We start from the raw sequence: 21,731 nt of genomic DNA, 5'->3' as shown, positions 1-21,731 counted from the left end.
CTCCGGTGCCCCGCATCCAACAGCCCCGCAAGCTAAGCGGGGCACCGGAAGGAACCCCCACCGCAAACTTCTGCACAACCTCCCGCCGGGTCAGGCGGCGAAGGAGATGGTTCACGTGTCCGCTACGCCTGTTCTGGCGTTGCGCGGGGTCTCCAAGCGATTCGGTGCCGTCCAGGCGCTCACCGATGTAGAGCTTGAAGTCCACGCCGGTGAAGTGGTCGCCCTGGTGGGCGACAACGGCGCCGGAAAGTCCACGCTGGTCAAGACGATCGCCGGCGTGCACCCCATCGATGAGGGCTCCATCGAATGGGACGGCAAGGCCGTTCAGATCAACCGCCCGCACGACGCCCAGAACCTGGGCATCGCGACGGTCTACCAGGACCTCGCGCTCTGCGACAACATCGACGTCGTGGGGAACCTCTACCTGGGTCGCGAGCTCAAGAAGCGCGGTGTCCTGGACGAGGTCGAGATGGAGCGCCGCTCCCGCGAGCTGCTGGACACGCTGTCCATCCGCATCCCCAGCGTCCGCATCCCGATCGCCTCGCTCTCCGGCGGTCAGCGCCAGACGGTGGCGATCGCCCGTTCGATGCTCGGTGAGCCCAAGCTCGTCATCCTCGACGAGCCCACCGCGGCCCTCGGCGTCGAGCAGACCGCCCAGGTCCTCGACCTGGTCGAGCGCCTGCGCGAGCGGGGTCACGCGGTGATCCTCATCAGCCACAACATGGCTGACGTGAAGGCCGTGGCCGACAAGGTCGCCGTTCTGCGTCTGGGACGCAACAACGGCATCTTCGAGGTCAAGTCGACCTCCCAGGAAGAGATCATTTCCGCCATCACGGGCGCCACGGAGAACGCCGTGACCCGTCGTGCGGCGCGCAGCGGGGAGGCTCAGAAGTGAGCATCGACAAGACTTCTGAGACCGGTTCCCACGAGGTGGCGAACCCGGAGGCGGCCGCCAAGGCGGTCACCGCCGTCGACCCGCGCCTGCTCGTCCGTGAGCAGGGCTTCGCCGGTTACGTCGGCGAGTTCAAGCGCAAGATGAAGTCCGGTGACCTGGGTTCCATCCCGGTCGTCATCGGCCTGATCGTCATCTGGGCGATCTTCGCGAGCCTGAACGAGAACTTCCTCACCGCGGGCAACCTGTCCGACATCTCCGTCGCCATGGTCGGCACGGGCATGATCGCGGTCGGCATCGTCTTCGTGCTGCTGCTCGGTGAGATCGACCTGTCGGTCGGTTCGCTCTCCGGTCTGGCCGGCGCCACGTTCGCCGTGCTCAGCGTCACGCACGGCATGAACGAATGGCTGGCGTTCGTCCTGGCCATCCTCACCGGCACGGTCGCCGGCGCGGTCCAGGGCTTCGTCTTCGCGCGCATCGGTGTGCCGGCCTTCGCCGTCACCCTGGCGGGTCTGCTGTTCTGGAACGGCCTCATGCTCCAGATCCTCGGCAGCAACGGCACCATCAACCTGGACAGCGAGGGCGTCGTCGCCAAGCTGACCAGCTACTACTTCACCGATGTCGCCGCCGCCTACGTGCTCGCCGTCGTCGTGACCGCCGGGTTCTTCGTCAGCTCCTTCCTCGGCAACAAGCGCCGCGAGGCGGCCGGTGTGCCGTCCCGCCCGGTGGGCGAGACCATCGTCCGCACGGTGCTGCTGGGCATCCTCAGCTTCGGCGTGGCGATCATGTACAACCAGTACAAGGGTCTGCCGCTCGCCGTGGTGATCTTCCTCGCGGTCCTGCTGGTCACGGACTTCATCCTGCGCCGTACCGCCTTCGGCCGGAAGATCTTCGCGCTCGGTGGCAGCGTCGAGGCCTCCCGCCGTGCCGGTATCAACGTCGAGCTGATCCGCATCTCGGTCTTCTCGATCTCCGGCACCTTCGCCGCCGTCGGCGGTCTGTTCATCGCCTCGAAGATCGCCTCCGCCAACCAGGGCGCCGGCGCCGGTGACCTCCTGATGAACGCCATCGCGGCGGCCGTCATCGGTGGCACCAGCCTCTTCGGTGGCCGTGGCCGCACCTGGAACGCCCTGCTGGGTGTCCTGGTGATCGTCTCCATCCAGTACGGTCTGGCCCTGCAGGGCATCGCCTCGCCGGTCCAGTACATGATCACCGGTGGCGTTCTGCTCGCCACGGTCGTCATCGACGCCGTCACCCGCAAGACCCAGAAGACCGCGGGTCGCGCGTAGGGTTTCCACCCACTCAAGCCTGTGCCCGGCACCAATGGCGGTGCCGGGCACAGTCACGTCCGGACGGGAACACGTGTTCCCGTCCGGTTGATCCGTTCGTGTGGCGTGGATCGCCGGGCCCGGCCCGCGCCCGAAAAGGCGGAACATTAGACTCGACGAAGCCCGGCAACAGCTCAACTGCAAGGAGGCACGGGTGGCGCTGCTGACCCGCATCACGGGACCGCGCGATCTGGACCGGCTCAGTCTGGAGCAGCTGGACCAGCTGGCCGGCGAGATCAGGACCTTCCTCGTCGACGCGGTCTCCAAGACCGGCGGCCACCTCGGCCCCAACCTCGGTGTCGTGGAGCTGACCATCGCCCTGCACCGCGTCTTCGAGTCACCGAAGGACAGGGTGCTGTGGGACACGGGCCACCAGTCCTACGTCCACAAGCTCCTCACAGGCCGCCAGGACTTCTCCCGGCTGAAGATGAAGGGCGGCCTCTCGGGCTACCCGGCACAGGCCGAGTCCGAGCACGACGTCATCGAGAACTCGCACGCCTCCACCGTCCTCGGCTGGGCCGACGGACTGGCGAAGGCGAACGAGGTCCTCGGCCGCGACGACCACGTGGTCGCCGTCATCGGTGACGGCGCCCTCACCGGCGGCATGGCCTGGGAGGCGCTGAACAACATCGCCGACGCCAAGGACCGCCCGCTGATCATCGTCGTCAACGACAACGAGCGTTCGTACGCGCCGACCATCGGCGGCCTCGCGAACCATCTGGCGACCCTGCGGACCACCGACGGCTACGAGCGGTTCCTGGCCCGCGGCAAGGACCTCCTGGAGCGCACCCCGGTCGTCGGCAAGCCGCTCTACGAGACCCTGCACGGCGCCAAGAAGGGCCTGAAGGACTTCATCGCCCCGCAGGGCATGTTCGAGGACCTCGGACTGAAGTACGTCGGCCCGATCGACGGCCACGACATCGAGGCCCTGGAGTCGGCCCTGGCCCGCGCCAAGCGCTTCGGCGGCCCGGTCATCGTGCACTGCCTCACCGAGAAGGGCCGCGGCTACCAGCCCGCCCTCCAGGACGAGGCGGACCGCTTCCACGCCGTCGGCAAGATCCACCCGGACACGGGCCTGCCGATCGCCTCCTCCGGCGCCGACTGGACCTCCGTGTTCGGCGACGAGATGGTCGAGCTCGGCAAGGAGCGCGAGGACATCGTCGCGATCACCGCCGCGATGCTCCAGCCGGTCGGCCTCGACCGGTTCGCCAAGGCGTTCCCCAAGCGGGTCTACGACGTCGGCATCGCCGAGCAGCACGCCGCCGTCTCCGCGGCCGGCCTCGCCACCGGCGGACTGCACCCCGTCTTCGCCGTCTACGCGACCTTCCTGAACCGTGCCTTCGACCAGGTCCTGATGGACGTGGCCCTGCACAAGTGCGGCGTCACCTTCGTCCTGGACCGGGCCGGCGTCACGGGCACCGACGGCGCCTCGCACAACGGCATGTGGGACATGTCCATCCTCCAGGTCGTCCCGGGCCTCAGGCTCGCCGCCCCGCGCGACGCGGACCAGGTCCGCGCCCAGCTGCGCGAGGCCGTCGAGGTGAAGGACGCGCCGACCGTCGTGCGCTTCTCCAAGGGCGCGGTCGGCCCGGCCGTCCCCGCGGTGGGCCGGATCGGCGGCATGGACGTCCTGCGGGAGCCCGGCACCGACACGCCCGACGTGCTGCTCGTCTCCGTCGGCGCGCTCGCCCCGATGTGCCTGGAGATCGCCTCGCTGCTGGACCGGCAGGGCATCTCCACCACCGTCGTCGACCCGCGCTGGGTCAAGCCGGTGGACGAGGCCATGGCGCCGCTCGCCGAGAAGCACCGCGTGGTGGTCACCGTCGAGGACAACTCCCGGGTCGGCGGTGTCGGCTCGGCCGTCGCCCAGGCCCTGCGCGACGCGGGCGTCGACCTCCCGCTGCGCGACTTCGGCATCCCGCCGCGCTTCCTCGACCACGCCTCCCGCGCCGAGGTCATGGCCGAGATCGGGCTGACCGCGCCGGACATCGCCCGGCAGGTGACCGGCCTCGTCTCCAAGCTCGACGGCCGCTACGAGGGCAGCGCCGCGCAGGCCGTGGACGCCGTACAGCCCGCGCGCGACTGACGCCTCCCCACACGGCCGATGGGCCGGTTCCAGCACCCTGTACGGGTGGTGGAACCGGCCCGTCTGCGTGATGCCCGCCGCGTCGGGGCATACGTGCTACCTGCCCTCTCGATCATGTCGAGGACGACAAGCGTGGGAGGTACGTCCGTGAGCAACACCCTCTTCAGGACGAAGAAGGTCGAACAATCGATCTTGGACACCGAGGAGCCGGAGCACGCGCTCAAGAAGTCGCTGTCCGCTCTGGACCTCACCGTGTTCGGCGTCGGCGTCATCATCGGCACCGGCATCTTCGTCCTCACCGGCAAGGTGGCCAAGGAGAACGCGGGACCCGGGGTCTCGCTGGCCTTCGTCGCCGCGGGTGTCGCCTGCGCGCTGGCGGCCCTCTGCTACGCGGAGTTCGCCTCCACCGTCCCGGTCGCGGGGTCCGCGTACACGTTCTCCTACGCCTCGCTCGGCGAGCTGCCCGCCTGGATCATCGGCTGGGACCTCGTCCTGGAGTTCGCGCTCGGCACGGCGGTGGTGGCCGTCGGCTGGTCCGGCTACGTGCGGTCCCTGATGGACAACGCGGGCTGGCACCTGCCCGCGTCGCTCGGCGGGCGCGACGGGGCCCACGGCTTCGGCTTCGACATCCTCGCCGCCGCGCTGGTGCTGGTGCTCACCGCCATCCTCGTCGTCGGCGTGAAGCTCTCCGCCCGGATCACCACGCTGGTCGTCGCGATCAAGGTCACCGTCGTCCTGATCGTGATCATCGCGGGCGCCTTCTTCATCGAGGGCAAGAACTACTCGCCCTTCATCCCCCCGGCGCAGACCGTGGAGGCGGGCACCGGCATCAAGTCGCCGCTCATCCAGATCATGTTCGGCTGGGCGCCGACGAACTTCGGCGTGCTGGGCATCTTCACCGCGGCCTCGGTCGTGTTCTTCGCCTTCATCGGCTTCGACGTGGTCGCGACGGCCGCCGAGGAGACGAAGAACCCGCAGCGGGACATGCCGCGCGGCATCCTCGGCTCGCTCGTCATCTGCACCGCGCTCTACGTCCTGGTGTCGATCGTGGTCACCGGCATGCAGAAGTACACCGAGCTGTCCGTGGACGCGCCGCTCGCGGACGCGTTCAAGGCGACCGGACACCCCTGGTTCGCCGGTGTCATCAGCTTCGGCGCCGCCGTCGGCCTGACCACGGTCTGCATGATCCTGCTGCTCGGCCAGACCCGCGTGTTCTTCGCGATGAGCCGTGACGGACTGCTGCCGCGCTTCTTCTCCCGCGTCCACCCGAAGTTCCGCACCCCGCACCGGCCGACCATCCTCCTCGGCGTGATCATCGCGATCCTCGCGGGCTTCACCAGCCTCAGCGAGCTCGCCGAGCTGGTCAACATCGGCACGCTCTTCGCCTTCATCGTGGTCGCGGTCGGCGTCGTCGTGCTGCGCCACACCCGTCCCGACCTGCCCCGCGCCTTCCGCACCCCGTGGGTGCCGTGGGTGCCGATCCTGTCGGTGATGGCGACCCTGTGGCTGATGCTGAACCTGCCGGCGGAGACCTGGCTGCGGTTCGCGGTGTGGATGGTGATCGGGATCGTCGTCTACTTCCTCTACGGGCGCTCGCACAGCCGCCTGGCCCGCCGCCCGGAGGCGGTCGGGGGCAGCGGCCCCCAGAACCCGCCCGGCCCCTCGGCCGGATAGCCGGCCCGCGGCGTCCCACGGCCCCGTGTCCCCCGCATCGGCCGGGAGGCGCGGGGCCGCGGTGTGTCCGTGGCTCGTCGGATCCGTCCGGGCGTCGGGTGCGCGGCACGTCCGCAGTGCGTCGCGTCCGGCCGGCCGTCGGGTGCGCGGGGGATTCGTATCGGGTCGCGTCCGTCCGGGCGTCGGGGGCTGGGCACGTTCGCACCGTGTCGCGTCCGTTCCGGCGTCAGGGCCGGGGAGGTGGTCAGGGACGGGGGCGTACGGAGCGCGGTCCCGTGACCTCGGCTCCCAGGCCGGTGACCCGCCGCCGCAGCTCGCGGTCGGCCGTGACCACGAGGCAGGGGCGGCCACCGGCCTCCGCCACCAGTTCCACCATGCGGTCGTCGCCGCTGCCCGGTGCCTCGTCCACCCGGACCCCGGGAACGGAGGCGACGCCGCGCGCCGCGCCCTCGACCACCAGGACGATCTCCAGCGGGCCGGGCCGTCCGGGCAGACCGGGCCCGGCGAGGTCCGCCAGCCGGTCCCTGAGCCGCTCGGCGGCCCCGCGGCGGTCCCGCCACCAGCCGTCCGGGACGGACCCCACCACATTGGCGCCGTCCACGACGAGCAGCGTCACCCCGTCCGGCGGCGCGGCCGCGTCGCGCGGATCCGTGTCGTCCTGCCCGTCCGTGCCGTCCTGCCGGTCCGTCATGCGTTCATCCTGCCGGAGCGTGGGCCGCCCAGTCCCGGGTCACGACCGAGACGGCCTCGGCCACCCTGGCCGTCTGCGAGGGCTCGGTCCGCGGCCCCGGTGCGAACTCCACGTGCAGGAAGGGGACCCCGGCGGCGGCCGCAGCCCGGCCCTGCACGTTCTCGTGCCCGGCGAGCGGACAGGAACGGACCCAGGCCCGGCACACGGCGAAGTGCCGCTCGCGGAGGGCGTCGGCGAGCGCGCGTCCGGCCCCCTCGCCGGCCGAACCGGCCCCGGACGAGGCGATCACGTCGTAGCGCGGAGCGGACTTGTGCGCGAAGCCGTGCAGCTGGATGCCGGGCAGCCGGCGCTCGACGAGTTCGGCGCAGATGGCGTCGAAGACGGTGTCCCGGCGGTGCGCCACATCCGCGGAGTTGCCCTCTCCGGATTCGCGATGTGCTCCCGCAATGATCAGGAGGCCACCGGGAGCGCCCCTGAGAACCCGTACGCCGAGGAGTTCCGACTTCTCGTCCGACACCGGATGGGGCACCTGTGCGGACCATCGGACGGGGTGGTCGAGGTCGAGGAAGACCCGTCCCCAGCCACGGGGCGCGGGGCCTTGGTCGACCCGGTCGTACACCTCTGCGAATCTGCGGCCGGTGGTGCTGTCGACGAGGGTGCGCACGGCGAAGTCGACCCCGGCGAGGCGCTGTTCCGCCTGTTCGCGGTGGTGGTCGAGGAGCAGCGTCACCCCGTCGGCGACGGTCCGGCGCTCGGTGCGCGAGGGGGGCCGGAAGGCGCCGTCGGGAGAGAAGCGCTCGGTGTAGGCCGCGACCGCGCGGTCCAGGTCCACGCTCGGCGGACCGTCCGCGCGGTGGTCCGCGGACGGGTCGGGGCCGGTGTCGTGCGAGCGGTGCATGGAGACCGCCCCCCATCCGGCGAGCGCGGTCAGAATCAAGAGAAGTGTTGCGATCGTTATCGTTCTGGAGCCGTTTGCCCTCATGGTTGTATCAAGATATCTCGGTGACCAGACGTCGTAGCCGCCGCATCCTGCCCACCCTTTCGGTCCCCCTAGTCCTCGTCGCCGCGCTGGCGGGATGCGGGCTCGTCGGGGGCGGTGACTCGGGCTCGGCGTCAAAGGGTGACGGGCGCTCGTTCACCGTGGCGGCGGCCGGCGACATCCTGATCCACCCGCAGCTGATCGAGCAGGCGACGGCGGACGCCAAGGAGACCGGCCGCGGTGTCGCCGGGCTGGACTTCGGTCCGCTCATGGCCGGGATCAAGCCGGTGATCAGCAAGGCGGACCTGGCGATCTGTCACATGGAGCCGGTGATCGGCACCCCGAAGGGCCCCTTCGAGAGCTATCCCAACTTCCTCATACCGCCGCAGATAGCCACGACCATCAAGGACGTCGGCTACGACACCTGCTCGACCGCCTCCAACCACTCGATCGACCACGGGTACGCGGGCGTCAAGCGCACCCTGGACACGCTGGACGCGGCGGGCCTCAAGCACACCGGATCCTTCCGCACGAAGAAGGACTCCCTCACTCCGCTGATCATGGACGTCAAGGGCGTCAAGGTCGCGCAGATCTCCTTCGCCTTCGGTTTCAACGCCCACGAGCTGCCCAAGGACAAGCCGTGGCTGGTCAACCAGAACGACCTGGGCCGGATCAAGGCGGCCGAGAAGCGGGCCCGCTCGGCCGGCGCCGAGGTCGTCATCCTCTCCATCCACTGGGGCCGTGAGCACCACCCCAACCCCTCGACCCCGCAGCTGAAGTTCGCCCGGCAGCTCGCCCGGAACACCGGAATCGACCTGATCATCGGGCACCACGCGCACGTCGTGCAGCCGATGGAGAAGGTCGACGGAACCTGGATCGCGTACGGCCTCGGCAACCAGGTCGCGCGGCACGACGTGCCGACCGGGCTCACCGAGGAGGGCGTGATCGGCTGGTTCCAGTTCACCGAGCGCGGCGGCAAGTGGGAGGTCGAGCCCCGCTACGAGCCGACCCTCGTGGAGATCCCGCCGGACGCCGAGGTCGGCGCCGACGGCACCCCGGTCGAGCCGGCGAAGGGCCAGGTCAAGGACTACCGGCTGGTGGACGTGGCGGCCGAGCTCAAGCGGGACGACCTGAGCGACCTGGAGCGGTCCCGGCTCCGGCTGGCCTTCGAGCGGACCGAGGGCACGATGCTCAACCGCGGCGCCGAGAAGGACGGGCTGAAGCCCCTGACGGAGATGCCGGGCTGAGGCCGCCCCGCGCCGCCACCGGCGCCCGGCCCGCCCCGGGCCGGGCGCCGGACCTCGTTCCGGCCCTCGGGCCGGGGGCCGCCCCCGGTCCGCGAGGCCCGGCGGGTGCTCCGGGCCGACGAGGCCGAAACGGGGGCGAACGTGGCCGGAACCCGACAGAACTGAATGAAAATGCCCATCCGTATTTCCGTGTTGCTCAGATCACTCTGACTCTGCACAACTTCTTACCTTCTTCGACGGTCTGACACGCGCAGAGACTCAGGTTCCCCATCCGTGGACCCGTGTCGCAGCCGCATCCGAGCCCCATCCGCGAGCGGACCGACCCACGCTCGTTCCGCCCGTACAACCGCTTGAGAGGACCAGTCCGTTGGCGTCATCGCCCCCGGCCCGGCAGCACCGCGCTCGCCGCAGAGCAGATATGTCGCTGCTTGGCGGCATACGACCGCCGATAGCGGTCCTGTCGGCGCTGCTCCTCTCCCTCGCGGCCGTCACGGCGCTCGTGCTCGGCCCGGCGGGCGACACGAGCCTGCCCAAGGCCGTCCAGACCTCGCAGCAGCACTTCGCGGAGGACGGCGCGATCGCCCTGCGCGCCTCCATCGACGAGTCGGTGACCGACCTCGACCGCTCCGCCGCCCTGTTCAGCGCCGGCGCCCCGGTCTCCGGTGACGCCGTGCTCGACAAACTGGGCAACACGTACCAGAAGTGGATGGGGACGGCGGTCATCGAGATCCGCTCGGGCAAGCTCGTCGCGGCCCGCGGCGAGACCGTCCCGCTGACCTCCCTGAACCGGTCCAAGCTCGGCGACGAGGACGGTCTCGCCCCGCGCATGGTGCGCCTGGAGAACGGCGAGGTCCGCCTGCTGTCCTTCGCGCTGCTGTCCTGGCCCGGCAAGCCCCAGCTGCTCCTCGTCGCCTCCAACAGCCTCAAGTTCCCCGGCATCAGCCTCGGCCAGTTCCGCGCCATCGCGGTGGTCGACCGCTCCGGGACGATCCTGAGCAGCGACGGCATCCCCGAGCCCGAGCAGGTCCTCACCGACCTCCAGCGCAAGGAGGTCGCCGCCTCCACCAAGCAGCTCAAGTCCTTCGCGAAGACGGCGGCGGACAAGGCCGGGAACCACCCCCAGAGCACCAAGGAGCCCGGCTCCGGCGGCTACCTGGGCGTGAGCGGCAGCCTGCTCGGCGGCACCTGGCTCAGCGACCGGTCCGTCGGCGGATACGCCACCCTCACCGCGACCGAGCCCGGCGAGACCACCACCGCGACCGCCCTCGGCCTCACCGTCGTCGCCATGGTCAAGGTCGCCGAGGACCCCACCCACTCCACCTCGCCCGTGTTCGGGCTCCTCGCGGCCGGTGCCCTCCTGCTCATCGGCGGCATCGCCGTCGCCGTCCTGCTCGGCACCGTGCAGCGGCCGCTCATCCGGCTCTTCCTGGAGTCGCGCCGCCTCACCCGCGGCGACCTGACCCGCCCCGTGAACGTCCCCGGCTACGGCGAGGCCCGCCGCATCGGCACGGCCCTGGAGCGACTGCGCGGCCAGCTGCTCGGCGAACCGGCGGAGCCGGACGACAGCCCCGCCCGGCCGCGCGGCCTGCGCCGCATCGGCACCCGCGGGCTCCTCTCCGTCTGCGCGGTCCTGCTGCTCGCCTGGTCGGCCCCGCTGCTGCTCATCCTCAACCGGGCCGACGGAACCGTGGTCGTGCCGCAGCAGCTGGTGAACGACCAGCGCGAGCGCACCGACACGCTCACCGACCGGGTGCGCCGCGCGCTCAACGAGGGCGAGGCCGACCTCCAGTCCGTGGCCACGCTCATCGGCGACCGCACCAGCCCCGAGGACATGACGAAGGTGCTGGACCGCACCCTCAACCAGCACCTGCGGTACCAGGCGCTCTACGTCGTCGACGCCTCCGGGGACGTCGTGGCCAAGGTCGGGGACGAGCCCAAGGAGGCCCGGCCCAAGCCGGCCACCGCCGACCCCATCCAGCTCCTCGGCCAGGGAGGCAAGAAGCCGCTCGTCGTCGGCACCGCCGAGATCCCCGGACGTGACGGATCCGCCCTGGTGGGCGAGTTCCGGATCGACTTCCTCAACTCGGTGCTCAAGCGTCCCGGCCTCGGCGTCGTCCGCCTCGTCGACGACAAGGGGCAGATCATCGCGGGCAACACCGGCTACCTCGCCTTCCAGTCGCTGCCCAGCGACCGCCTGAAGGACCTGGTCCTCGCCTCCGGCCAGAAGGTCGGCAAGTCCGCGCACGCCGCCGGTGTCCTCTACCGCGAGGACGGCGTGCAGATCGCCGCCGCGGCCCCGTTCGTGGGCGGCGGACCGGCCAAGCAGCTCGGCTGGACCGTCGTCAGCTGGCAGCCCGCGGACCGGCTGGAGATCCCCGAGTACGACGTCCAGCACCGCACGGTGCTCGCCGGACTGCTCGGCGCGGCCGCGGCCGCGGCCTGCCTCGGCTGGATGCACATCGTCGTGGCCCGGCCGCTGCGCGTCCTGGCCGGCCAGGCCGAGGCGCTGGCCGCCGGAGACCGCAAGACCGTCCTGTTCCCGCGCAACCACGACGAGGTCGGCGCGGTCACCCGCTCCCTGGAACTCGTGCGCCAGCAGCTCCAGGGACAGCGCAGACAGCAGCCGTCCGGGCGCCGCGGCGCACCGGACAGCGCTCACCAGCAGCACGTTAGGAACTGATCGGCCGTGCTCTTCCTCTACACCGTCCTGATGGCGGGCTGCGCGATCCTGCTGGTGGCGGGCATCGTCGAACAGCGTCGGCACTTCACCAACCTGGACAACATCCCCACCCGGGTGCTGGTCAACGGCATCCGCGGCAAGTCGTCCATCACCCGGTTGTGCGCCGGCGCGCTGCGCGGCGGCGGACTGACCACGGTCGCCAAGACCACCGGTACGGCGGCCCGGTTCATCCACCCCGACGCGACCGAGGAGCCGGTCTACCGCAAGTTCGGCATCGCCAACGTCGTCGAGCAGATCGGGATCGTCCGGCGCGCGGCCGCGTACAACCCGCACGCCCTGGTCATGGAGTGCATGGCCGTCATGCCGGCCCTCCAGGAGATCAACCAGTCCAAGCTGATCCGCTCCACGATCGGCGTCCTGTGCAACGTCCGTGAGGACCACCTCGCCGAGATGGGCCCCACCCTCGACGACGTGGCCCGCTCGCTCTCGCGCTCCATGCCGGAGGGCGGCATCTGCGTCACCGCGGAGAAGGACCGGTTCCACATCCTCCAGGAGGAGGCCGACTCCCGTGACTGCGAGCTGATCTACGCCGACCCCGACACCGTCAGCGACGAGGAGCTGCGCGGGTTCAGCTGGTTCACCTTCAAGGAGAACGTGGCGATCGCGCTCAAGGTCGCCGAGCTCCTCGGCGTGGAGCGGCAGACGGCCCTGCAGGGCATGTACGACGCCCCGCCGGACCCGGGTGTCCTCTCCGTCGAGCGGTACGTCACCGAGGACGGCAAGAGGCTCCGCTTCGCCAACGTCTTCGCGGCCAACGACCCCGAGTCAACGCTGATGAACATCAACCAGCTGCTCGACCTCGGCGCCATCCACCGCCCGCTCAACGTGGTCATCAACTGCCGTCCCGACCGCGTCGAGCGCAACGGCCAGATGGGCGAGATCATCCCCGAGCTGGACCCGGACAAGGTCTTCGTGATCGGCCACCCGGCCAAGAGCGCCATCGACGCGATCCCCGCGGAGTACCGCGGCCGCGCCGTCGACCTCGGCGGCGACAAGCGCGACCCCGAGGAGTTCATGGGGCTGCTGCTCGCCGAGCTCGGCACGGACAGCTCGCTGGTCGCCATCGGCAACATCCACGGCCAGGGCGAGCACCTCCTGGAGCACCTCGCCGAACTCCCCGCGGACGACAGCGCCGACGACGAGGCCGACGGCGGCTCCGGCGGGGGGGACGACCGCCGGGACGACGCCCGGGCGACCGGAGCCTCGCGCGACGCCGGAGCCCCGGCCACCCGCGGGCGCCGTCAGGTCCCGGCCGTGCGCGAGCACGTCGAGACCGTCCAGCTCTACGCCCCGCGGATCGACCCCTACCAGGGCTACTCGGAGGCGTACGAGACGCGGTACACGCCCCGGCCCGAGGTCCCGGTGCAGCGCACGGCCGAGGACCCCTACCCGCAGCAGGACCGCCCGCGGCGGCTGCGCCCCGAGCAGCCCCGGCAGGACCTCCAGCCGCGCGGCGGCCGGCCGCAGCAGCACGCGGAGCAGCAGCCGCACCGGCCCGAGCAGCCCTACGGGAACGGCGGACCGGAGCAGCGGCAGTACCAGAGCGCCGCTCCCGAGCAGCCGTACCCGGGCCGCGTTCCCGAGCAGCCGTATCCGGGCCGCGTTCCCGAGCAGCCGCACGACAGCGGCCGGCCGGAGCAGGCGCAGCGGCCCGAACCCGGCCGCGAGCCCTGGCCGGAGCTGCCCCGGGACACCTCCGGCACCCGTCCGCAGTCACCCGGGACCGGTGAACAGCCCATGACCCGCGGTCTGTTCGAACCCCGTGTCCCCCTCGCACAGCCCACCGACGACACCCAGCAGTGGCACAGCCCAGGAGAGCCCCGTTGATCCCCTCCGTCCTCACCCCCGAGATCGCCGCGATCGGCATCGGCCTGGGCCTGATGTTCTCGCTGATCTGCTACCTCACGACCAACCTCTCGCCCGGCGGCATGATCACCCCGGGCTGGCTGGCACTGACCCTCATCGAGGACCTCCAGCGCGCCGCGCTCGTCGTCGGCGTGACCGTGCTGACGTACGTCACCACGCTGCTGCTCCAGCGCTTCGTGATCCTCTACGGCAAGCGGCTGTTCGCGGCCGTCGTGCTGAGCGGCGTGCTGATCCAGGCCACCGTGATCATCGTGCTCCAGATGGAGTTCCCGCTGCTCTACGCCAACCAGACCCTGGGCTTCATCGTCCCCGGTCTCGTCGGTTACCAGCTGGTGCGTCAGCCCAAGGGGGCCACCCTGCTGTCGACCGGCACGGTCACGCTCGCCACCTACGTCGTGCTGACCGCCGGAATCCTCCTCGGCGCCATGCCCTCCGCCTGACACACCCGTTCTTTCCGTACCCCTGGAGCCGTCACCATGCCGAAGCGCAAAGGCCGTCCCGTCCTCCACGCTGCCACGGTCATCGCGCTGCTCGCGGGCAGCGCCTTCTTCACCTTCGAACTCCGCAAGGACGAGGACGCGAAGGTCCCGGCCGTGCAGGCCGTCACGGACAAGCCCGACCTCGAGAACTCGGGCAAGGCCACCGGCAAGCAGACCTGGGAGCGCCTGAACAACCCGACGCGCTCCGTGCTGCGCGGCGAGAACGGCGACATCCTCGCCACCTTCACCGACGGAGCCCGCACCGCGACCCTGCGGGGCCCCTCGCGCACCTTCACCGAGCCGGCCAACACCCAGAGCCGGGTGATGACCCAGGACTGGGTGCGCCTGATGCCGGAGGCCTGGCGCCAGGGGGCCGAGAAGGAGAAGTGGTTCAAGGACTGGTTCAAGGAGTACTACGGCAGCCAGGCCGACGACATCTTCGCCATCGCCTTCCAGTACGTCGACGGCGCACCGGTGAAGAAGGACGACGAGGGCGTCCCGTACGCGGGCGACGCGGTCTTCGGCCCGTTCAAGGAGGACGGCGTCGACCGCCTCGAGCAGAACGACTTCTACGACTACCTGGGCATCAACTACACCTTCCGCGACGGCACCTCGATGGTGGCGCGCAAGGAGCGCTACCGCGCCCTGGACTGCTCCGGGTTCATGCGGATGATCTGGGGCTACCGGGCCCGCTATCCCCTGATGGCGACGAACACCTCCGGCGACGGGCTCCCGCGCAGCGCCGACGGCATGGCCCGCTCCAAGATCGGCGTCGACATCCTGAAGATCACCGGTCCCTCGCCCTGGTACACGCGCCCCAAGAACATCGACGTGGTCCAGCCCGGTGACCTCCTCTTCTTCAAGATGGACCACCGCACCGGCAACCACATCGACCACGTCGCCATGTACCTCGGCGTGGACACCGACGGCCACCGCGTCTTCATCTCCAGCCGCAAGGAGGTCAACGGGCCGACCATGGGCGACAAGGGCGGAGCCTCCCGCATCGACGGCAACGGCTTCTACGCCCAGCTGCTGCGCAGCGCCAAGCGTCTGTGAACCGCTGACGGGGGCGGGCGCGCGCGCCCTCGCGGGCGGCCCGCCCCGGATCACCGGGTCAGCCGCCGGCGACTAAGGTGAAGCGGTGAACGTCGACTGGCTCATACGCGGTCGCGACGGCAGGCTCAGCGCCTACCTGCTGTCGGAGGCCACCGTCCGCTGCCGGGCGGAGCACGGACCCGGAGGCCCCTGGGACCCGCCCCGCACCGTGGGCGGCGACCAGCGTCTGCACTCCGTACTGGCCCTGGGCCAGGGGCCGGACCGCTACACCCATCTGGTCTCCTGGCGGCCGACGGTCAAGGGCCAGTCGGGCCTCGTCCACTCGACCCATTTCCGGCCGGACCTCGCCGCCCTCGACTGGAACCCCATCGGGCACCCCGACCGCAGCGGGGACCGGACGGGCAATCCGGCCGTCGCGGTCGACGCCCAGGGGCGCGCCCATGTCTTCGTGCGCAACGCGAGCGGCGGGGTCGGCATGACCGCCCAGAAGGAGAAGGGCGGCTGGGGGCCCTGGCACGACCTCAAGGGCCATGACGTCCGGGGAGACCTGGCGGCCGTGACGGGGACGTCGGGCCGTGTCGAGCTGTACGCGGCCGTCACCGGCGGGCTGTTGCACTGGAGCCAGGAGGAGCCGGGCGCGGTTCCTGCCCTGGACGAGGCGCTGGAGGCACCGGTGCGCCCGGACACCCTCCAGGCGCTGGCGACCTCCGCCGCTTCCACCACGCTCTTCTTCACCGACAAGTCCGGCGACGTGTGCGCCTGGCGCCCCGGCACCAGGCCCGTGGCCCTGCTCGCCTCGGCCGGCCCCGGCCCCGTCCGGGTCATCCGCTGTGAACTCGACGGCCACGACTGCACGTTGCTCGCCCAGCGCGCGGCGAGCGGCCGGGTGGCCTTCGCGGCCTACCCGACGGAGGACGAGTCGGCGGGCGCGTGGTGGACGGAGTCGGGGCCCGAACTCCCCGCCGACGCCCTGCTGTCGCTGGCCGAGGACGAGAAGGGCCGGGTGGTCGCCGCGACGCTCTCCCCGGGGACCGGCGAACTCCGCGTCACCCGGCGCAAGGACGAGCCCGGGATCGCGCTGGAGGCCTGGCGAGCGGTCTGAGACCGCCCGGCGAGCGGCCGTCACCGTCGGCGGTCCGGACCACCCGGCGAGCGGCCGGACACCGCCTGCGGTCCCACACCGCCCGGCGTCCGGCCCGGCACCGCCGTCCATGGACACGGGCCCGGCCGCCACCTGTCGAGGCAGCGGCCGGGCCCGTGTCCGCAGGTCAGGAACTCCCGCCCGTGGCGGGCGACTTCTTCGCCGACTCGGGGATCGCGGAGTCGGTGCGCAGGGCCTTCCACAGCTTCGAGGCCCCTGGTTCGGCGGCCACCACGCGGTTGGGGTCGATCCTGTCGTACGCCACCGGGAGCATGATCGTCTCCATGGTGGACGGGTCGACGCCGTTCATGCTCCGGCCGAAGTCGGCCAGCGCCGAGAGCGAGGCGAGGTCGGAGTCGGTGGTGAGCGCCCGGGTCAGACTGTCGGCGATCCGGTAGGTCTTGGCGGGGCTGCCCAGCAGGTCCTGCTTCTTGATCTCGGAGAGCAGCGCGGTCAGGAACCGCTGCTGCAGCCCGATGCGTCCGAGGTCGCTGCCGTCGCCGATGCCGTGCCGGGTCCGTACGAACTCCAGCGACTGCGTGCCGTCCAGCCGGTGTGTCCCGGCGGTCAGGTCGAGGCCGCTGGAGGTGTCGTGGATGTCCTTGTCGACGGTGACGGTCACGCCGCCTATCGCGTCCACCAGGCCCTTGAAGCCGGCGAAGTCGATCTCCATGTAGTGGTCCATGCGGATCCCGGAGATCTTCTCCACGGTCTTCACCACGCAGGCCGAACCGACCTGGGAGTAGATGGAGTTGAACATGACCCGCTGTGCGGAGGGCACCTTCGTGCCGTCCGCCCGGGTGCACTCGGGGCGGGTGACCAGGGTGTCGCGCGGGATGCTGACCGCGAAGGCCTTCTGCCGGCCCTCGGGTATGTGCATCACCAGGGCGGTGTCGGACCGCGCCCCGGAGACACGACCCGTCTTGAGCGCCGCGTTCGCGCCGGCGCGCGAGTCGGAGCCGAGGACCAGGATGTTCTGCCCCGAGGTGGGCAGCTTCTCGGGCCGGTCGTCGCCGAGCGCCTCGTCGAGGTCGACGCCCTTGATGTTGCCGTCCAGGTCGCTGTAGAGCCAGTAGGCGGTGCCACCGGCGGTCAGCAGCAGGACCAGGAGCGTCAGCAGGACGATGCGTCCGCGGCGCCTCCGGCGTGGCCCGGTGCCGCGCCGTCCGGTGCCGCGCCGTCCGGTGCCGTGCGTCTCGTCGCCGGGCCGCTTTTCGGGCAGGGCGTTGTACGTCATGGGGTGGGGTCCTCTCCTCACGGGCTCCGCGCGAGCGGAGTTGTGGGGTCCGGGAGGGGGAGCCGGCCCGACGGGAACGAAGCGGTGCAGTGCGAACTATAGGTGCCCTGACGAGCGCGTTTTACAGGGGGATGGCTTCTCGTTGAACCTCAGGTGAACGCCACGTTGCCTCTCGTTGACTCAGCGGGAACCTTGGCTAAGAATGTGCAGGTCCTGTGATCATCGGGTGGAGGGGGCTCGTGTCCGAGCTCACGGGACGGTGGTCGTCGCGCGGCAGGGGCCGCGGATCCGCCGGGTCACGGGGGTGCCCAGTGTCAGCTGATCGATGAACTCACTGGGTGAGTTGTCTCGGTAGGAGTCAAATTGACGCATCATCCGCGTCTCGGCGTTGTCGTTCCGTTCCAGAATGTCGAGGCTTATCTCACAGAGTGTCTGGAATCGATAGCGCGTCAGTCGTTCCGCGACTTCGAGGTGATCCTCGTCGACGACGGCTCCACCGACGGTTCGACACGTATCGCCGCCGAGTTCTGCGCCGCCGACCCGCGCTTCCGGCTCGTCCGGCAGGACGCGCACGGTCCCGGACACGCCCGGAACACCGGCCTGCGGGCCATGCACCCACGCGCCGAGTTCATCGCCTTCGTCGACGGTGACGACGTCATCCCCGAGTACACCTACGAACTGCTGACGCGCACCCTGCAGGAGTCCGGCTCGGACTTCGTCTCCGGCAACGTGCAGATGATGAACTCCACCACGAAGTGGCAGTCGCCCCTGCACCAGAGCCCGATGCAGAAGAACCGGCGCGGCACCCACATCACGAAGTTCGACGCGCTCATCTACGACCGGACGGTGTGGAACAAGCTGTTCCGGCGGTCCTTCTGGGACTGCCACTTCATCAAGTTCCCCGAGGGCGTCCTCTACGAGGACTCCTGGGTCAACATGTACGCCCACTTCCGGGCCGCCAAGGTCGACGTCGTCACCGACGTCGTCTACTTCTGGCGCCGCCGCGAGGGCGGAGCCGCCCCCTCGATCACCCAGCGGCACACCGAGCTGTCCAACCTGCGCGACCGGGTCGCCGCCGTGCAGTCCGTGAGCCGCTTCCTCGCCGAACGCCGCTCCCGGCTCTACGAGGAGAGCAAGCGCAAGTACGACCTCGCCTGCCTCAAGTCCGACCTGATGCTCCACCTGAAGGTGCTCCCGGACGCCGACGAGGAGTACCGCGAGGCCTTCATGCGGTGGGCCAACGAGTTCCTCGACGAGGCGGACCCCGCCATCATCGACGGACTGCCGGCCGACGCCCGGATCAAGTGGCTGCTGGTGCGCGAGCGCCGGCTGGCCGAGCTGCTGGAGGTCATCGGCTTCGAGCGGCGCGGCGGTCCGATGCCCGTCCAGCGGCGTCTGCGCCGCTATCTGAACTACCCCTTCCTGGGCGACCGGGAAGTCGGCCTCGACAAGAAGGCCTACCGGCTGGACAAGGAGTTCTCGCTGCACGGGTCGCTGGAGGGCGCCCGTTGGAGCCCCGACGGCCATCAGCTCACCCTCACCGGCGCGGCGTACGTCCGCTACATCAACGTGCACAAGAAGCACATGTCGGTGAAGGCCGTCGCCCTGCGCAACAAGAAGCAGGGGCGGATGGTCCTCGGCACCGCGAAGACGACGTACGCGCCCCAGGCCACCGAACACTCTGCGCAGAATCGTTACTGCTACGACTGGGCCGGTTTCGAGACCCAGATCGACACCACGCGCCTCAAGCACAAGGGCGAGTGGACCGAGGGCACCTGGGACGTCGCCGTCGGCGTCCTGAGCCGCGGGCTGTTCCGCTACCGGGGCATCGGCCGCGGCGGCGCCGGAACCGCCGCCAATCCGCCGTACCGCTACGTCGACCGCAACACCCGCGTGCTGCCCGTGTTTCTGCAGGGCAAGCTCAAGCTGCGGGTGGAAGTCGTGCGCTGCCGGATCACGGGCCACCGGATCACCGGTGACCAGCTGGAGCTCAGCGGCGTCTACCTCGGTCCCCGGGTGCCCGAGTGGGGCAAGCTCCGTTTCACCAGCATGAGCGGCGCCGGACGCCATGACGCCGGCGTCCGCTTCCTGCCCGGCGGCGACGGCTGGTGCACCTTCACCGCCCGGATCCCGCTGGACGCCCTGGTGCCCGGACACCGCGCCGACGCCGCGTCCGGCGTGGACGTGCCCCAGTCCTGGAGCATGGGCAGCAACGGCTGGAAGACCACCTTCCACGTCGAGGGCCGCAAGATGACCATCTACCCGGTGGTCGCCGAGCAGACCCCCGACGGGCACTACCCCCTGCCCGCCCCGCTCCAGACCCGCGAGGGCGACCGCGAGGTCGTCGTCCACCGCAACGGCTCCGGCTATCTGGTGCTCTTCGAACGCGCCACCCTGCCGACGGCGACCGGTTTCGCCTGGCACGAGGACGGCTCCCTGGAGGTCACCGGCCGCTACCTGGCCGCCGACCGCCTCACCGAGCGCGAGTACCGCGACGCCCACCTGGTGGTCCGCTCGCGGGCCCACGGAGCCGAACGCCCCGTCCCCCTCCAGTGGGACGGCGACGCGTTCCGGGCCGTCCTGACCCCGGCCGCCATGCGCACCCTCGCCGGCGACATCCCCCTCGCGTCCGGACGCTGGGACTTCTTCCTGCGCCGCCAGGACCCGTCCGCGGTCGCCCGCGAGGACCGGCTGGGCGACCTCATGCTCAAGATCGAGCAGGAGATCGTCCCCGCCTTCCCCGCTCAGTACGAGGCGGCCGAACGCCGCTACGAGCTCCAGGCCGAGGCCTACGACCGGCTGTCCCTGCTCGTCCACTCCGCCATGCCGGACGACGCCCGCGGCCCGTACCGCCAGAAGCTGCTGCGCACCAAGGCCTATCCGGCGGCGCGCCGCGACAAGGTGCGCCCCGCGATCCTCCTGGACGCGTTCAAGGGCACCCAGTACTCGGACAGCCCGCGCGCCCTGCACGAGGAACTGGTGCGCCGTGGCGTCCCCCTCGACCACCTGTGGGTCGTCCGCGACGACCAGGTCCAGGTCCCGCCGACCGCCACACCGGTGCGCATGTGGTCCCCGCAGTGGTACGAGGCCCTGGCCACCAGCCGCTACGTGGTCGCCAACAACCACCTGCCCGACTGGTTCCACAAGCGCGACGGCCAGGTCGTCGTGCAGACCTGGCACGGCACCCCGCTGAAGAAGATCGGCCACGACATCGAGGCCATCCACTTCGCCGACCAGCGCTACCTGGAACGCGTCGAGAAGGAGGTGCGGAACTGGGACATGCTGGTCTCGCCCAACAGCTTCTCCACCCCGATCCTGCGGCGCGCCTTCGGCTTCCCGGGCGAGATGGTCGAGTGCGGCTACCCGCGCAACGACCTCCTGCGCCGGCCCGGCACCGAGCACCGGGAGCGGGAGATCCGCCGCCGGATCGGACTGCCCGACGGCAAGCGGGTCGTGATGTACGCGCCGACCTGGCGCGACGACCAGTTCTACGCGCCCGGCAAGTACAAGCTGGACTTCCGGATCGACCTGGAGGACGCGCGGGCCCGACTGGGCGCGGACCACGTGCTCCTGGTACGCCGTCACCCCAACGTGGTGGACCCGGTCCCCGGAGCCGGCGACGGCTTCGTCTTCGACGTCTCCGACTACCCGGACATGGCCGACCTGTCCCTGATCACCGACGTGATGATCACGGACTACTCGTCCCTGATGTTCGACTACGTCAACACCGGCCGCCCGATCCTGTTCTTCACCTACGACCTGGACCACTACCGCGACACCCTGCGCGGCTTCTACTTCGACTTCGAGGGCAAGGCCCCCGGACCGCTGGTGAGCACGTCCGGTGAACTGGTCGACGCCGTACGGGACATCGACGGGATCCAGGACGCCTACGCCGAGCGCTACCGCGCCTTCCAGCGGGAGTTCTGCGACCTCGACGACGGCTTCGCCGCGGCCCGGCTGGCCGACCGGATGCTGACCGCCGGAGGCGACCTCGCCCCCGGGGAGGCACGGGCCCCCGAAGCGGGCTCCGCGGCCACCCGGCACCAGGGGCGTCCCCTGACCCCGCTCTCCTGGGACGCGTTCGCGTCGCGGCCGACCTCGCAGGAGGCCGCGGCGGGCCCCGGCCGGCCCGTGAACGGCCTGCCCAGCCAGCCCGCGCGGGGCGACGCCGACGACAGCCGGGTTGCCCTCGGCAGGATCGCCGAGGGCATGGCCCGCTGACCGCGTACGGCCCGGTCACTTCATGAGCGTGTCCGCGGCGCCCCTTCGCAACGGCGCCGCGGCACGCTCCCTCTTCGCACGACAAGGAAAGCGC

Annotated in this window: 14 protein-coding genes; 11 read left to right on the top strand and 3 right to left on the bottom strand. The window is 70.7% G+C overall.

Going from position 1 to position 21,731, the window contains the following annotated elements:
* The first annotated feature begins 106 nt into the window (after positions 1-106).
* From IO36_RS20930 to IO36_RS20915, 4 genes are all read left to right on the top strand, one after another.
* Positions 107-895, top strand: a complete 789-nt coding sequence (locus IO36_RS20930) for an ATP-binding cassette domain-containing protein (protein WP_037621840.1) — start codon at positions 107-109, stop codon at positions 893-895.
* On the top strand, positions 892-2,181 hold the full coding sequence (locus tag IO36_RS20925; RefSeq protein WP_037621839.1) for a sugar ABC transporter permease: 1,290 nt from the start codon (positions 892-894) through the stop codon (positions 2,179-2,181). The genes IO36_RS20930 and IO36_RS20925 overlap by 4 nt, the downstream gene beginning before the upstream one ends.
* A 193-nt stretch (positions 2,182-2,374) precedes the next feature.
* Entirely contained in the window at positions 2,375-4,306 is a 1,932-nt protein-coding gene (gene dxs, locus IO36_RS20920) for a 1-deoxy-D-xylulose-5-phosphate synthase (RefSeq protein WP_037621838.1), read from the top strand.
* A gap of 147 nt (positions 4,307-4,453) precedes the next feature.
* Entirely contained in the window at positions 4,454-5,980 is a 1,527-nt protein-coding gene (locus IO36_RS20915) for an amino acid permease (RefSeq protein WP_037622058.1), read from the top strand.
* Positions 5,981-6,224: 244 nt separating this feature from the next.
* Here the strand turns inward: IO36_RS20915 and IO36_RS20910 are convergent, their stop codons facing one another.
* Both IO36_RS20910 and IO36_RS20905 read right to left on the bottom strand, forming a co-directional pair.
* Positions 6,225-6,671 carry a PIN domain-containing protein gene (locus IO36_RS20910; RefSeq protein WP_245173368.1) on the bottom strand — a complete coding sequence of 149 codons (447 nt, stop codon included), beginning with the start codon at positions 6,669-6,671 and terminating at the stop codon, positions 6,225-6,227.
* A 4-nt stretch (positions 6,672-6,675) separates the two neighbouring features.
* A complete protein-coding gene (locus IO36_RS20905) occupies positions 6,676-7,608 on the bottom strand; it encodes a hypothetical protein (protein ID WP_107065758.1) in 933 nt (310 codons plus the stop codon).
* A 65-nt stretch (positions 7,609-7,673) separates the two neighbouring features.
* Here IO36_RS20905 and IO36_RS20900 point away from each other — a divergent pair, with 65 nt between their 5' ends.
* The 6 genes from IO36_RS20900 (at position 7,674) to IO36_RS20875 (ending at position 16,140) form a co-directional block, all read left to right on the top strand.
* The gene (locus tag IO36_RS20900) at positions 7,674-8,897 is read left to right on the top strand and encodes a CapA family protein (protein WP_245173367.1); all 1,224 of its coding nucleotides are present in this window, start codon (positions 7,674-7,676) and stop codon (positions 8,895-8,897) included.
* Between the two features lie 418 nt (positions 8,898-9,315).
* Entirely contained in the window at positions 9,316-11,577 is a 2,262-nt protein-coding gene (locus IO36_RS20895; protein ID WP_037621837.1) for a HAMP domain-containing protein, read from the top strand.
* Between the two features lie 6 nt (positions 11,578-11,583).
* Complete coding sequence (gene pgsB / locus IO36_RS20890; protein WP_037621836.1) at positions 11,584-13,464, top strand: poly-gamma-glutamate synthase PgsB; 1,881 nt, start codon at positions 11,584-11,586, stop codon at positions 13,462-13,464.
* Positions 13,461-13,943 carry a poly-gamma-glutamate biosynthesis protein PgsC/CapC gene (locus IO36_RS20885; RefSeq protein ID WP_037621835.1) on the top strand — a complete coding sequence of 161 codons (483 nt, stop codon included), beginning with the start codon at positions 13,461-13,463 and terminating at the stop codon, positions 13,941-13,943. Before pgsB ends, IO36_RS20885 begins: the two co-directional genes overlap by 4 nt.
* Positions 13,944-13,979: 36 nt before the next feature.
* Entirely contained in the window at positions 13,980-15,038 is a 1,059-nt protein-coding gene (locus IO36_RS20880) for an NlpC/P60 family protein (RefSeq protein ID WP_037621834.1), read from the top strand.
* 85 nt (positions 15,039-15,123) lie between these two features.
* Positions 15,124-16,140 carry a DUF8189 domain-containing protein gene (locus IO36_RS20875; RefSeq protein ID WP_037621833.1) on the top strand — a complete coding sequence of 339 codons (1,017 nt, stop codon included), beginning with the start codon at positions 15,124-15,126 and terminating at the stop codon, positions 16,138-16,140.
* Positions 16,141-16,306: 166 nt separating this feature from the next.
* On the opposite strand, the gene IO36_RS20870 is transcribed toward IO36_RS20875, so the two are convergent.
* Positions 16,307-17,416: an LCP family protein gene (locus tag IO36_RS20870; RefSeq protein WP_051900721.1), complete on the bottom strand. Its 1,110-nt coding sequence runs from the start codon at positions 17,414-17,416 to the stop codon at positions 16,307-16,309.
* A 363-nt stretch (positions 17,417-17,779) separates the two neighbouring features.
* Between IO36_RS20870 and IO36_RS20865 the strand changes: the two genes are divergently transcribed.
* Positions 17,780-21,637: a bifunctional glycosyltransferase/CDP-glycerol:glycerophosphate glycerophosphotransferase gene (locus IO36_RS20865; protein WP_078943321.1), complete on the top strand. Its 3,858-nt coding sequence runs from the start codon at positions 17,780-17,782 to the stop codon at positions 21,635-21,637.
* Positions 21,638-21,731 lie beyond the last annotated feature (94 nt).

This window comes from Streptomyces aureus, from assembly GCF_000725495.1.
In the GTDB taxonomy this organism is placed as follows: Bacteria; Actinomycetota; Actinomycetes; order Streptomycetales; family Streptomycetaceae; genus Streptomyces; species Streptomyces aureus_B.
The sequence above is the reverse complement of the archived record's forward strand: the minus strand, read 5'-3'. Positions and strand labels throughout refer to the sequence as shown.

Coding starts and splice junctions, on each gene's coding strand:
- IO36_RS20895 (WP_037621837.1), top strand. CDS start 9,316: ATGTCGCTGCTTGGCGGCATACGACCGCCGATAGCGGTCCTGTCGGCG.
- IO36_RS20930 (WP_037621840.1), top strand. CDS start 107: ATGGTTCACGTGTCCGCTACGCCTGTTCTGGCGTTGCGCGGGGTCTCC.
- IO36_RS20880 (WP_037621834.1), top strand. CDS start 13,980: ATGCCGAAGCGCAAAGGCCGTCCCGTCCTCCACGCTGCCACGGTCATC.
- IO36_RS20870 (WP_051900721.1), bottom strand. CDS start 17,416: ATGACGTACAACGCCCTGCCCGAAAAGCGGCCCGGCGACGAGACGCAC.
- IO36_RS20910 (WP_245173368.1), bottom strand. CDS start 6,671: ATGACGGACCGGCAGGACGGCACGGACGGGCAGGACGACACGGATCCG.